General features: G+C 71.6%; 12 protein-coding genes, 1 tRNA gene and 2 pseudogenes. 10 read left to right on the forward strand and 5 right to left on the reverse strand.

The features are described 5' to 3' along the window. Nucleotides 1–358: 358 nt before the first annotated feature. Nucleotides 359–1,819: an FAD-binding oxidoreductase gene (locus ACTWQJ_RS34950; RefSeq protein WP_443310483.1), complete on the reverse strand. Its 1,461-nt coding sequence runs from the start codon at nt 1,817–1,819 to the stop codon at nt 359–361. Nucleotides 1,820–1,956: 137 nt separating this feature from the next. Here ACTWQJ_RS34950 and ACTWQJ_RS34955 point away from each other — a divergent pair. Next, nucleotides 1,957–2,079 (forward strand): annotated as a pseudogene (locus ACTWQJ_RS34955) (IS5/IS1182 family transposase); the annotation flags it as partial. A gap of 106 nt (nt 2,080–2,185) precedes the next feature. Here ACTWQJ_RS34955 and ACTWQJ_RS34960 read toward each other — a convergent pair. After that, nucleotides 2,186–2,259 (reverse strand) — tRNA-Pro (locus tag ACTWQJ_RS34960). A gap of 99 nt (nt 2,260–2,358) precedes the next feature. On the opposite strand from ACTWQJ_RS34960, the gene ACTWQJ_RS34965 reads away from it, so the two are divergent. From ACTWQJ_RS34965 to ACTWQJ_RS34975, 3 genes are all read left to right on the forward strand, one after another. Next, nucleotides 2,359–2,874, forward strand: a complete 516-nt coding sequence (locus tag ACTWQJ_RS34965; protein ID WP_443310484.1) for a DUF309 domain-containing protein — start codon at nt 2,359–2,361, stop codon at nt 2,872–2,874. Nucleotides 2,875–2,923: 49 nt separating this feature from the next. Then, complete coding sequence (gene cobF / locus ACTWQJ_RS34970) at nt 2,924–3,697, forward strand: precorrin-6A synthase (deacetylating) (protein ID WP_443310485.1); 774 nt, start codon at nt 2,924–2,926, stop codon at nt 3,695–3,697. A 194-nt stretch (nt 3,698–3,891) separates the two neighbouring features. Continuing rightward, a complete protein-coding gene (locus tag ACTWQJ_RS34975; RefSeq protein ID WP_443310486.1) occupies nt 3,892–4,902 on the forward strand; it encodes a lysylphosphatidylglycerol synthase transmembrane domain-containing protein in 1,011 nt (336 codons plus the stop codon). A gap of 7 nt (nt 4,903–4,909) precedes the next feature. Here the strand turns inward: ACTWQJ_RS34975 and ACTWQJ_RS34980 are convergent, their stop codons facing one another. Continuing rightward, nucleotides 4,910–5,650 carry a cobalt-precorrin-6A reductase gene (locus ACTWQJ_RS34980; protein ID WP_443310487.1) on the reverse strand — a complete coding sequence of 247 codons (741 nt, stop codon included), beginning with the start codon at nt 5,648–5,650 and terminating at the stop codon, nt 4,910–4,912. A gap of 69 nt (nt 5,651–5,719) precedes the next feature. On the opposite strand from ACTWQJ_RS34980, the gene ACTWQJ_RS34985 reads away from it, so the two are divergent. Then, nucleotides 5,720–6,514 carry a TIGR01458 family HAD-type hydrolase gene (locus ACTWQJ_RS34985; RefSeq protein ID WP_443310488.1) on the forward strand — a complete coding sequence of 265 codons (795 nt, stop codon included), beginning with the start codon at nt 5,720–5,722 and terminating at the stop codon, nt 6,512–6,514. On the opposite strand, the gene ACTWQJ_RS34990 is transcribed toward ACTWQJ_RS34985, so the two are convergent. Both ACTWQJ_RS34990 and ACTWQJ_RS34995 read right to left on the reverse strand, forming a co-directional pair. Beyond that, the gene (locus tag ACTWQJ_RS34990; RefSeq protein ID WP_443310489.1) at nt 6,503–7,279 is read right to left on the reverse strand and encodes a sulfite exporter TauE/SafE family protein; all 777 of its coding nucleotides are present in this window, start codon (nt 7,277–7,279) and stop codon (nt 6,503–6,505) included. The genes ACTWQJ_RS34985 and ACTWQJ_RS34990 overlap by 12 nt on opposite strands. Nucleotides 7,280–7,377: 98 nt before the next feature. Continuing rightward, complete coding sequence (locus ACTWQJ_RS34995; protein WP_443310490.1) at nt 7,378–8,565, reverse strand: thiolase family protein; 1,188 nt, start codon at nt 8,563–8,565, stop codon at nt 7,378–7,380. A gap of 147 nt (nt 8,566–8,712) precedes the next feature. On the opposite strand from ACTWQJ_RS34995, the gene ACTWQJ_RS35000 reads away from it, so the two are divergent. The 5 genes and pseudogenes from ACTWQJ_RS35000 to ACTWQJ_RS35020 all read left to right on the forward strand — a co-directional run bounded on the left by ACTWQJ_RS35000 (nt 8,713) and on the right by ACTWQJ_RS35020 (nt 11,329). After that, on the forward strand, nt 8,713–9,522 hold the full coding sequence (locus ACTWQJ_RS35000; RefSeq protein ID WP_443310491.1) for a lysophospholipase: 810 nt from the start codon (nt 8,713–8,715) through the stop codon (nt 9,520–9,522). Nucleotides 9,523–9,567: 45 nt separating this feature from the next. Further along, a pseudogene (locus tag ACTWQJ_RS35005) lies at nt 9,568–9,744 on the forward strand (WhiB family transcriptional regulator); the annotation flags it as partial. 86 nt (nt 9,745–9,830) lie between these two features. Further along, nucleotides 9,831–10,310, forward strand: coding sequence for a Dps family protein (locus tag ACTWQJ_RS35010; RefSeq protein ID WP_443310492.1), 480 nt, complete (start codon nt 9,831–9,833; stop codon nt 10,308–10,310). Between the two features lie 42 nt (nt 10,311–10,352). Continuing rightward, a complete protein-coding gene (locus ACTWQJ_RS35015) occupies nt 10,353–10,685 on the forward strand; it encodes a DUF3140 domain-containing protein (protein WP_443310493.1) in 333 nt (110 codons plus the stop codon). After that, entirely contained in the window at nt 10,682–11,329 is a 648-nt protein-coding gene (locus ACTWQJ_RS35020) for an endonuclease (protein ID WP_443310494.1), read from the forward strand. Before ACTWQJ_RS35015 ends, ACTWQJ_RS35020 begins: the two co-directional genes overlap by 4 nt. Nucleotides 11,330–11,528 lie beyond the last annotated feature (199 nt).

Here is an 11,528-nt window from a genome sequence, read left to right on the forward strand (position 1 = left end):
CCGATTCCAGTGCGGCCACCACCCGCAGCCGCACCACCTCCCGCGCGGCAGGCGTCAGCCGACGCGCGTCCTCAACCCCGATCACACCCGGCCAACGAGCAGGCAACTCAACCGTTCCGGCTCAATATGTCCACCCGGATCCCCAGAGTCTCAAGGCAGGTTCGGAGAAGCTGAGTGAGCTGCTCGGCTGAAGGCTGACCAGCTCGCTCATGTGCCGGTCGCTCCAAGAGTGACTGGCAGTAGGACTCGGGGGCGGGCCCCGGTGGAGGAGTGACACCGGCTCGCGGTGGACGTCTACGACCGCGTGATCGGCCGCAGACTGGACGAGCTCTCGGCACTCAGGCCGGATCGCCCACCCTCAGCTCTTCGGCTTGATGTTCGCGTTTAGGTGAAAGAGATTTGCGAGGTCGTATTTCGCCTTGACTGCCGAGAGCCGTTCGTAATTCATGCCGTAGCCCTCGCGCAGGAGCTGCTCGCCCTCCTCGAGGAAGCCAGGGAAGTTGAGGTAGATGCCCCCGGCGGAGAACGAGCGCAGGTCGGCGAAGGTGTCGCGCACCCAGGTCACGTTCTCGGCCGAGTCGGCCTCCGCCTCCCAGTTCGCCTCGATCCCGAGCAAGTAGGGGGCGTCGCGGTTGGCGAAGGCGGTTTCCTCCTCGCCGACGTGGGCCATGGCGCCGCCCTGGTACCAGACGTCGATGGTGGACTGGGGCGAACGTGCCGCAGCGGCGTGCTCGGCGAGCCGCTCGATCAGCTCGTCGCTGAGCTCAGGCACGTTCATGGACTTCCAGTAGTAGCGCCAGCCGTCGGGGTAGTCCTCGTCCAGGATCGCCTGGGTCTCCGTGTAGGGCATGGTGCCGCTGAGGTCGCGGATCGGGTCGGCGATCTCTCGCAGCGGCCGCAGGAGTCGCTCGCCCTCTGCCGGGTCACCCGGGTACGGCGCGAGCAGTGCTGCGTAGCCCTTCCCGTGCGCCTCGGGCGGGAAGTCCTCTGCCTGCGGGACCTTCCCGAGGATCCCGATCGGGGCGAAGTCGTCCGGCCTCTGGGACAGGTAGCGCTCGCAGGACCGCAGCACTTCCTTGGTGCGGGCTGCGGGGTAGAACACAAAGCAGACGAAGACCTCCGGCCCGACGGGATGCAGGCGGTACTCGAACGAGGTGACGACGCCGAAGTTGCCGCCACCGCCGCGGACCGCCCAGAACAGGTCCTGATTCTGGCTCTCGTCGGCGACCAGGAGATGCCCGTCAGCGGTGACAACCCGTGCGGACAGGAGATTGTCGCAGCTCAACCCGTGTTTACGCCGGAGCCAGCCCATTCCCCCAGACAAGGTCAAGCCGGCTATCCCCGTCTTCGTCACCACGCCCAGCGGAGTGGCAAGCCCATGGCGCTGGGTCTCCCGGTCGATGTCCCCCAACGTGCAGCCACCCTGCGCAACCGCCCTCCGCCCCTCCGGGTCGACATCGACCCCTCTCATCCCCGACAGATCGATGACCAGACCACCGTCACAGACCGCATGACCGGCGACGCCGTGCCCGCCCCCGCGCACGGCAACCAGCATCCCGTTGTCGCGGGCGAAATCGACCGCGGCGACTACGTCTTCGTCGCCCGCACACCGAGCCACCAGTGCCGGGCGCCTGTCGATCATGCCGTTCCAGAGCTCTCGTGCCGGCTCGTAGCCGGGCTCCCCGGGCCGGATGAGCTGCCCCTGCAACCTGGAGGCGAACGCGTCCACGAGGGAGCTCGGAACGTCCGCCTCCCTACCGCGCCGCCCCTCCTCCCTCCTCATCGGCGTGCCGCCGCTGTGGCTGTGCCTCCCGCTCATGGTGATCGCCTCCCAGCTTTCAGCATCACGCCTGGCGGGATGAGGTGCCACCTGAGCTCTCTGCGCACCGTGTGACTCGTTGCCGAGGGCAGCGGCATCCGGTGATGGGGATGACCTTGTTCGTCGCACCTGCGCGCGTCAACCTCGACCAGGGTTACGGCAGCACCAGGACCCGTACTCTGCTCGACGAATTCGGCTCCGCCGGCGAGATCGCCCGCAGGGGCGCCCCCGCCCCGATCCAGGCAGGGGTGAGATTCATCCCGTGTGTGTGAGAAATTGTGAGACCGGATCTTAGAAACGATCAAGGGCCTTGTCTCACAAAGTGTGATCCAAGGCCCTGACCTGGGCGGATAGCCCAATTTACCGTCGGGACGACAGGATTTGAACCTGCGACCCCTTGACCCCCAGTCAAGTGCGCTACCAAGCTGCGCCACGTCCCGATGCGCCCCGTCGCGGTGAACCGCGTGATCGCGCGGGCAGTACTTTACCCCACGTACCCGGGCGCGCCGAAGGGGCACCGGAGGCAGGACAATCGCCGTATGGGCAGCACATCGGAAGGCCGGCCGGTCGCGGCACGGGACCGGGACAGCGAGGGCCGGGCACGCAATGCGCGGCCGCGGGACGGGCTCGGGCGCCCGTTGCCGTACGGCGCCGACGGCGTGGCACGGCAGCCCGAGGGGGTCGTACGGACGCCGGAGGAGACCGTCGCCGAGGCGCAGGCGCTGCTGGACGAGGGGAAGCCGTTCCACGCGCACGAGGTGTTCGAGGACGCCTGGAAGTCGGGGCCCGAGCAGGAGCGCACGTTGTGGCGCGGGCTCGCCCAGCTCGCCGTGGGGCTCACCCACGCGGCCCGGGGCAACACGACGGGCGGTGCACGGCTGCTGCGGCGCGGGGCAGGCGCGGTCGAGGAGTGGGCGGGGCGGGCCGGGCGGCAGTGGCCGTACGGCATGGATCTGGCGGGGCTGGCCGGCTGGGCGCGGGAGCTGGCGGGGGCTGTCGAGGGCGGTGCCGCGGTGGATGCCGGGGAGCGGGCGCCGCGTCTGCGGGGGTCGTGATCGTCCGGGCGGTGCACCCACTGTCAGTGGCGTGCGGCAGACTCTGGGTGTGCGAAAGATTCATGTCATCGGTATCGGCGCGGGCGACCCCGACCAGCTGACCCTGCAGGCGGTCCGGGCGCTGCGGAGCACGGACGTGTTCTTCCTCCTCGACAAGGGCGAGGTGAAGTCGGACCTCACGCAACTGCGCCGGGACCTACTCGACACGCACATACCGGAGGGGACGTACCGCCTGGTGGAGGCGCGCGACCCGGAGCGGGACCGCAGCGCGGGCGGCGCGGCGTACTCACCGGCCGTCGACGACTGGCGCAGTGCCCGCGCCGACATCTACGAGCGGCTCATCGCCGAGGAGCTGGGCGAGGAGGAGAGCGGCGCGTTCCTGGTGTGGGGCGATCCCGCGCTGTACGACAGCACGCTGGGCATCCTGGAGGAGGTCCTCCTGCGCGGCACGGTGGCCTTCGAGTACGACGTCGTGCCGGGCATCAGCAGTGTCTCGGCCCTGGTCGCCCGTCATCGCACGGGCCTCAACCGGGTCGCCCGGCCCGTGCAGATCACCACGGGCCGGCGGCTCGCCGAGGGCTTCCCTCAGGGCGTGGACGACGTGGTGGTCATGCTGGACGCCCGGCAGACCTTCCGGCAGTACGCCGACCAGGACATCGACATCTACTGGGGCGCGTACCTCGGCACGCCGGACGAGATCCTCGCCTCCGGCCCGATCGCCGAGGCGGCACCACGCATCGAGCGGTTGCGGGCCGAGGCACGGGAGCGCAAGGGCTGGATCATGGACACGTACCTGTTGCGGCGCAACCCGAGGGAGCGGTAACCGCGGCCTGCACCTCGGCGGACCGCCCGCCGGCGGCGCGGCGTCTTTCTTGCGCTGCCCGCTGGCGTCGCGTCGGCTGCCGGACACCGGAGCGTCATACCGGGCGGGCACGTTTCAGCCGTCCCCACCTGCCTCGCCCTGCATCCGTCCGCCCCGCACCCCACGGGCCGCGATGCGAAAGGACGACGTACGCCGTGTCCCTGCTCCGGCCCGCGGCCGCGCTCCCCACGCCGCTCCCCACCGCCCCCGTCCGCTCCCCCGCCGCCGAACGCCTCTCACGCCTCGCCCGCCATGCGCTCGCCCTGCTCCCGCTCCTGCTGATCGGGGCGTGGGCGGTGGTGGACTGGCGCACCGTACGCGACGGCGCCGCCCGCCTGGCTTCCGCCGACCCCGGATGGCTGCTCGCCGCCCTGTTCTTCACTTGTATGGGCTGGGTGGCCGCCGCGCTGGTCCGGCAGGGCGCCATCCCCGAACGCCTCCCGCCGGGGCTGCTGCTGGCCTCGCAGTTCGCCGCCGGCGCCGCCAACCATGTCCTCCCCGCCAGCATCGGCGCCCACGCCGTCACCCTGCGCTTCCTGCAGAGCCAGGGGATATCCCTCGCCCGGAGCACCGCGTCGCTCGCCCTGTACTCGCTGGTCAAGCCGGTCGCGAAGACGGTGGTGCTGCTCGTCTTCCTGGTGGCCTTCCCGGACATGCTGCATCTCGGCGCACTGGTCCCGGACGATCGCACGCTGCTCCTGGTCGCTCTCGGCGTGGCGGTCGCGCTCGCTGTGGCCGCCACGTTGCTGGCGGCCGTACGCGTGCTGCGCACACCTGCCCTCGGCTTCCTGCGCACCGCCCTGACCGACGCACGGATCCTGCACACCCGGCCCAGCCGTGTCCTCGCCCTCTGGGGCGGGGCGGCCGCCACTCCGCTGCTGCAGGGGAGCGTGATCGCCACGGTCGGGTTCTCGCTCGGGCTGCCGTTGTCCTGGGCGCAGGTGGTCATCGCGCTGCTCATCGCGAGTACCGCGGTCGGGGCCGTACCGGCGCCCGGCGGGATCGGCCCTGTGGACGCGGCGCTGGTGTTCACCATGGCGGCGTTCGGCGCGCCCGTGGGCCTGGCCACGGCGACGATCATCGGCTACCGCGTGGTGACGGTGTGGGTGCCGCTGCTGCCGGGGGCGCTGGTGCTGTCCGCCCTGGTCCACCGCAAGGTGCTGTGACCCGACGTCAGTCGAGGCCGAGCAGCGCGATGGCCCCGGGGACGTCGGGTACGACGGTCACGCCGTCCGGCAGTGGGGGGCGTTGTACGACCACGACGGGCAGGCCGAGTTCACGGGCCGCCGTGAGTTTGGCCGCCGTGGCCGCTCCCCCGCTGTCCTTGGTGACCAGCACGTCGATCCGGTGCTCACGCAGCAGCGCCGACTCGCCGGCCGGCGTGAACGGGCCGCGGGCCAGCACCAGTTCCATGTCCGGCGGCATCGGCGGCTCGGGCGGTTCCACGGTCCGTACGACGAAGTGCAGCTGCGTCAGGTGAGCGAAGGCGGCGAGCCCCAGACGTCCGGTGGTGAGGAAGACCCGGTGGCCGAGCCGTGGCAGCAGATCGGCGGCGTCGCGCAGTGCGGCGGCCGGATGCCAGTCGTCGCCCGGCCCGGGCCGCCAGCCCGGTCGGCGCAGCACCACGGCGGGCACTCCGGTCAGGGCCGCGGCCCGTGCCGTGTTCGCCGTGATCGTCTCGGCGAAGGGGTGGGTGGCGTCGACGACGGCGGCCACGTCATGGGCCCGCAGCCAGTCGGCCAGCCCCTGCGCGCCGCCGAATCCCCCGACCCGGACCTCGCCCGCGACCGCGCCCGGCCGGGTCACCCGCCCCGCCAGCGACGTCGTGACCCGCACGCCCGGGCGTGCCGCCAGCTCGGCGGCCAGTTCGCGGGCCTCGGTGGTGCCGCCGAGGACCAGAACGTGACGGGACATGCGTCGAGCGTACGGGGGAGGTCGCCGCCCGCTACGCACAGGGCCATCCCGAGTGGCTATCGTCCGGACATGGACTCAGTGCGTGCCGTCCTCATCGACATCGACGGCGTCCTCACCGTCTCCTGGCAGCCGCTGCCGGGTGCGGTCGAGGCGCTCCGGGAGATCCGGGCCGCCGGGCTCCCTGTCGCCCTGGTGACCAACACGACGTCCCGTACCCGCGCCTCGATCGCCGGGACACTGGCAGACGCGGGGTTCCCGGTGGCCGCCGAGGACATCCTCACCGCCCCCGCCGTGACCGCCGCGCACCTCGCCGAACGCCTGCCCGGCGCCCGCTGTGCACTGCTGAATCACGGTGACATCGAGGAAGACCTCACGGGGGTGACCGTCGTCGACTTCGCCGACCCCGACACCGTCCCGGACGTCGTCATCGTCGGCGGCGCCGGGCCCGAGTTCGGGTACGAGGCACTGAACCGGGCCTTCGGGCATCTGCAGCGCGGGGCACGGCTGGTGGCCATGCACCGCAACCTGTACTGGCGTACGGACGAAGGGCTCCAACTGGATTCCGGGGCGTTTCTCACGGGGCTGGAGGCGGCGGCCCGGACCGAGGCCGAGGTGACCGGCAAACCGTCGCGCGCCTTCTTCGAGGCGGCTCTGGCGCACCTCGGGGCCGGGGCGGACGAGGCGGTGATAGTGGGGGACGACATCGAGTCCGACGTCCTCGCGGCCCAGCGGGCCGGGATCACCGGGGTGCTGGTACGGACGGGCAAGTACCTGCCGGAGACCCACGAGGCCGCGAGCGGCAGGCCCGACCATGTGCTCGACTCCTTCGCGGATCTGCCCGCGCTGCTGGGCCTAACGCAGTAGCAGCTGCACGCCACCGACCACCGTTGCCGCGATCACCAGCTGCTCGAACAGCCGCTGGTTGATCCGGTTCACGGCCCATCTGCCGATCAACGCCCCGGGCACGACGAACACCACGAGCGCGGAGTCCAGCAGCAGCGAGCGGCCGTCGATCAGGCCGAGGCCCGCGCTGAAGGGCACCTTGGACACGTTGACGATCAGGAAGAAGAACGCCGACGTCCCCAGGAACCCCAGCTTCCGGAAGCCCGCCGACAGCAGGTACATCGACATCACCGGGCCGCCCGCGTTGGCGACCATGGTGGTGAAGCCGCCGAGGACCCCGTACGAACGGGCCTTGATCCGGCCCGCCCGGCTGGTCACCGACCCCGGCTCCTCCTCCGCCGCCCGAGCCGTACGCCGGCGCCACACCGTCACGCCCGCCATCATCAGCAGGATCGCACCGATCGAGGTCCGTACGATCTCGTCGTCGGCCCACACCAGGAACAGCGTGCCGACGACCACGCCGGCCGCGACCGCCGGGAACAGCCGCCACAGCGTGGGCCAGTGGGCGTGCCGCCGGTAGGTGAGCACCGCGAGCACGTCCCCTGCGATGAGGACCGGCAGGAGCACTCCGGTGGAGGCGCGGGCGGGCAGGACTGCCGCGAAGACGGCGAGGCTGACCGTGTTGGCCCCGCTCACGGCGGTCTTGGAGAAGCCGACGAGGAGCGCCGCGAAGGCGAGCGCGGCGAATTCCCAGCCGGTGATGTGCCACAACGTCATCGTGTTCATGCGGACACCGATGCTATGTGCAACTAACCGGTGTCCGTAAGGAGCGTCTCGCCTTTTGGCACCCGACGCTGAACTGGGCGCCTCCGGACCGGCCCTGGCTAGGCCCGTTCGACGAGCACCGCGCTCCCCTGCCCCACCCCCACGCACATCGTCGCCAGTCCCCGAGCCGCGCCCGTGCGCCGCATCCGGTGCAGCAGCGTCGTGAGAATGCGCGCGCCCGAGCAGCCCAGCGGGTGGCCGAGGGCGATCGCGCCACCACTCGGGTTGACCAGGTCGGCGTCGATGCCCAGCCGGTCGACGCAGGCGAGGGCCTGGGCCGCGAACGCCTCGTTGAACTCGGCCTCCTCGATGTCCGCGACGCTCCAGTGGGCGCGGGTCAGCGCCTTCTGCGTGGCGGGAACCGGCCCGATGCCCATCACGTCCGGATGGACACCGGCCGAGGCACCGGCGACGTAGCGGCCCAGCGACTCCAGTCCCAGCTCGTCGAGGGCCTCCTCGCTGACCAGGAGCAGTCCGGCGGCGCCGTCGTTCATCGGGGACGCGTTGCCCGCCGTGACGGTGCCGCCCTCGCGGAAGACCGGCTTCAGACGGGAGAGTTTCTCGTACGAGGTGTCCTCGCGGATGCACTCGTCGCCGTCCACCACCACACCGTCCGGCCGCTCCACCGGCAGGAGTTCGTCGTCGAAGTGGCCGTTCTTGCGGGCCAGGGCGGCAAGTCGGTGGCTGCGGAGCGCGAACTCGTCCTGGCGCTCGCGCGAGATCCCGTACCGCTCGGCGACCTCCTCCGCGGTCTCCCCCATGGACAGCAGGCCGTGCAGGTCCTTCATCGCCGGGTTGACCAGGCGCCAGCCGAGCCGGGTGTCGGCGGTCTCGATGCGGTGCGGCAGGGCCTCGTCGGGGCGGGGCAGGACGAAGGGGGCGCGGCTCATCGACTCGGAGCCGCCCGCGAGCACGATGTCGGCCTCGCCGGCGGCGATGGTGCGGGCGGCGGTGGTGACGGCCTCGAGGCCGGAGGCGCACAGCCGGTTGACGGTGGCGCCGGGGACGGACTCGGGGAGGCCGGCGAGCAGGGCGGCCATGCGGGCGACGTTGCGGTTGTCCTCGCCCGCCTGGTTGGCGGCGCCCCAGTAGACGTCGTCGATGCGGGCCGGGTCGAGGGCGGGCAGGTCGGCGACGAGTGCGCGGATCACGGTCGCGGCGAGGTCGTCGGGCCGTACCGAGGAGAGGGCTCCGCGCAGCTTGCCGATGGGGGTGCGGCGGGCGGCCGCGAAGTGGACGGGACGCACGACAGGACTCCTGACCGACATCGCTCGGTGAACCGGCCGGATGGCCGGCACCAGCATTAATTAGCGCTGCTAGTTTTTGACTATAGACCGCCGGCCGCCACCCTGGGAAGATCTCCGGGAACCCGCGCCGACCCAGCCGGAGGAGACATGGCCGACGCCCGCGAGCACATCCTCACCGGAACCCGCGGCGAGGTCACCGTCCGCGAGTGGCCCCACCCGGAGCCGCGGTACGTGGCCCTGGTGGCGCACGGCTACGGCGAGCACATCGGCCGGTACGAGGAGCTGGCCGGCGTCCTGGTGCGGCACGGGGCGGCCGTGTTCGGGCCCGATCACACCGGGCACGGGAGGTCGGCGGGTGAGCGCGTGGTGATCGAGGACTTCGAGGACGTCGTCACCGATCTGCACGCGGTGGCCGAGCGGGCCCGCTCCACGCACCCCGTGGCGCCGGTCGTTCTGATCGGGCACTCCATGGGCGGCCTGATCGCCGCCCGCTACGCGCAGCGCCATGGCACGGAGCTCGCCGCGCTCGTGCTGTCCGGACCGGTGATCGGCGTCTGGGAGACACCGGGCCGGCTGCTCGCCCACGACGAGATCCCCGAGATCCCGATCAACCCGGCGGCCCTGTCCCGCGATCCGGCCGTCGGCGCGGCCTACGCCGCCGATCCGCTGGTCTGGCACGGGCCGATGAAGCGGCCGACACTGGAGGCGTTCGCACGGACCCTGGAGGACGTCGCCAAGGGCGGCGACGTCGGCGGGCTGCCGCTGCTGTGGCTGCACGGCACGGAGGACCGGCTGGTCCCGCTCACCGGGAGCCGCGTCGGTGTCGAGCGGCTGAGCGGCGGCGCGCTGACCGAGCGGATCTTTCCGGGCGCGCGCCACGAGGTCTTCCACGAGACCGACCGGGCCGAGGCGTTCGCCCAGGTGACCCGCTTCGTGGACGGGGTGCTCGCAGACTGAGACATGCCGCGTTTGCACCGGTTCGCCATGGGCACCCGCCGCCGCATGGAGTGGTTGCGGCGAGCGGCCTGCGTGGGTGAGGACCCCGAACTGTTCTTCCCCGTGGGCACTACGGGACCCGCGCTCCGGGACATCGCGGCCGCCAAACGCGTCTGCGCCCGCTGCGCGGTGATCAGCCAGTGTCTGCGCTACGCATTGAGCACCGGGCAAACCTCCGGCGTGTGAGGCGGGACCGGCGAGCACGAACGCGCCGCGCTGCTCCGTGCACCCAGGACAGCCAGAGACGACATGGGAGGGGGAGACTCACCATGACCGTCGTGAAGAGCACACTGCCCGACGACGCGCGCAGGATCGCCTGCGACGCGCTCCAGGAGACCCTGGTCGACCTGCTCGGGCTGTCACTGACCGGGAAGCAGGCCCACTGGAACATCGTGGGACCGCGGTTCCGCTCGATCCACTTCCAGCTCGACGAGGTGGTCTCGGCCGCGCGCGGTTTCGCCGACACGGTGGCGGAGCGCGCCGCAGCCCTCGGCGTCCCGCCGGACGGCCGCCCCGAGACCATCGCCGCGGCCTTCACCCTGCCGAGCCCGAAGGACGGCTGGCTGCGCGACGCGGAGGTCGTCCAGGTGATGGCGGAGGCGCTGGAGGCGGCGATCGGCCGGCTGCGAAAGCGCATCGAGGCGACCGAGAAGCCGGATCCGGTGACCCAGGACCTGTTCCTCGGCATCACCGCCGAGCTGGAGAAGCAGCGGTGGATGTTCGAGGCGGAGAACGTCCCGCGCGCCTGACGCTCCGACCGCACGCCACACACGGAAGGGACGGTCGATCCGATGACCGACGCCCTCGAACTCGACACGCTGTGGGAGGACTTCCACCGCGTGGTGAACATGACCTCGCAGGAGCTGGCCGCCTGGCTGCGGGTCCGCGACGCCGACGAGGACACGGAACCGCTGCCGGAGCAGGCCGGCACACCCACCGGGCAGCATGTGCTCGCGATCCTGCAGAAGCGCCGCACCGACCTCACCGACGAGGACATCCAGGTGATGCACGACGTGGTGGAGACGGTCAGCGAGCAGGTGGACCTCGAGAACGAGCCCGAACCCGAACAGACGCGTCGGCGCCACCAGTTGATGACGCTGGGCCACGACCCGCTGAAGCCATGAGCGACGAGCGGCGGGTCGTACGAGAACTCGTCGGCGCGCACGGGCGCACGTACGCCGAGGAGGCGGGCATCCGGCTGAAGGACACCCCGCAGCCGCTGTACCGGCTGCTGGTGCTGGCCGTGCTGCTCAGCGCCCGTATCCGCGCCTCGGTCGCCGTCGCAGCGGCACGCGAACTGCATGAGGCGGGGCTGCGCGATCCCCGGCGCATGGCCGAGGCCGACTGGCAGCAGCGGGTGGACGCGCTGGGCCGGGGCGGCTACCGGCGCTACGACGAGCGCACGGCGACCCAGCTCGGCGACGGCGCGGAGCTGTTGACCCAGCGGTGGGGCGGCGATCTGCGCCGCCTGCGGGAAGAGGCGGACGGCAAGGTCCCCGAACTGCGCCGGCTGCTCCAGAAGATCCCGGGCCTGGGGCCGGCCGGTGCCGACATCTTCCTGCGCGAGGCGCAGCGCGTGTGGCCCGAGGTCGCGCCCTACCTGGACCGCAAGGCCCTGGACGGCGCGGAGCGACTGGGCCTGCCGAAGGATCCGGAGCGTCTGCTGAAGCTCGCCGGCGACACCGAACCGGCCGTGCTGGCCGCCGCGTTGGTGCGGGCGTCGCTGGACAAGGAGGTGGCCGAGGACAGTCTCCGACGCGCCGGATGACCCTGCCCGACTCCACTGGATCTCCATGGGACACCGAGCCGGCTCAGTCACCTCACCCGCTGAGCCGGCTCAGCGCTGCCGACACCAGGGTTCGCGTCCACGGCGCGAGCACCGAGGGGTCGGGGGAGAAAAGCGGGCTGTGGTCGCTCGGCATGTTGTCGAGCTTGTCCCTCAGGCTCTCTCCCGGCGCAGAATCCAA

It is taken from the genome of Streptomyces sp. KR55, assembly GCF_052245645.1.
Classification (GTDB): Bacteria; Actinomycetota; Actinomycetes; order Streptomycetales; family Streptomycetaceae; genus Streptomyces; species Streptomyces flavusporus.

Excerpts from the sequence above, each read along its gene's own strand:
- ACTWQJ_RS34950 (WP_443310483.1), bottom strand. The coding sequence starts at position 1,819 with ATGAGCGGGAGGCACAGCCACAGCGGCGGCACGCCGATGAGGAGGGAG.
- ACTWQJ_RS34965 (WP_443310484.1), top strand. The coding sequence starts at position 2,359 with ATGGGCAGCACATCGGAAGGCCGGCCGGTCGCGGCACGGGACCGGGAC.
- ACTWQJ_RS34980 (WP_443310487.1), bottom strand. The coding sequence starts at position 5,650 with ATGTCCCGTCACGTTCTGGTCCTCGGCGGCACCACCGAGGCCCGCGAA.
- ACTWQJ_RS34985 (WP_443310488.1), top strand. The coding sequence starts at position 5,720 with ATGGACTCAGTGCGTGCCGTCCTCATCGACATCGACGGCGTCCTCACC.
- ACTWQJ_RS34990 (WP_443310489.1), bottom strand. The coding sequence starts at position 7,279 with ATGAACACGATGACGTTGTGGCACATCACCGGCTGGGAATTCGCCGCG.
- ACTWQJ_RS35000 (WP_443310491.1), top strand. The coding sequence starts at position 8,713 with ATGGCCGACGCCCGCGAGCACATCCTCACCGGAACCCGCGGCGAGGTC.
- ACTWQJ_RS35010 (WP_443310492.1), top strand. The coding sequence starts at position 9,831 with ATGACCGTCGTGAAGAGCACACTGCCCGACGACGCGCGCAGGATCGCC.
- ACTWQJ_RS35015 (WP_443310493.1), top strand. The coding sequence starts at position 10,353 with ATGACCGACGCCCTCGAACTCGACACGCTGTGGGAGGACTTCCACCGC.
- ACTWQJ_RS35020 (WP_443310494.1), top strand. The coding sequence starts at position 10,682 with ATGAGCGACGAGCGGCGGGTCGTACGAGAACTCGTCGGCGCGCACGGG.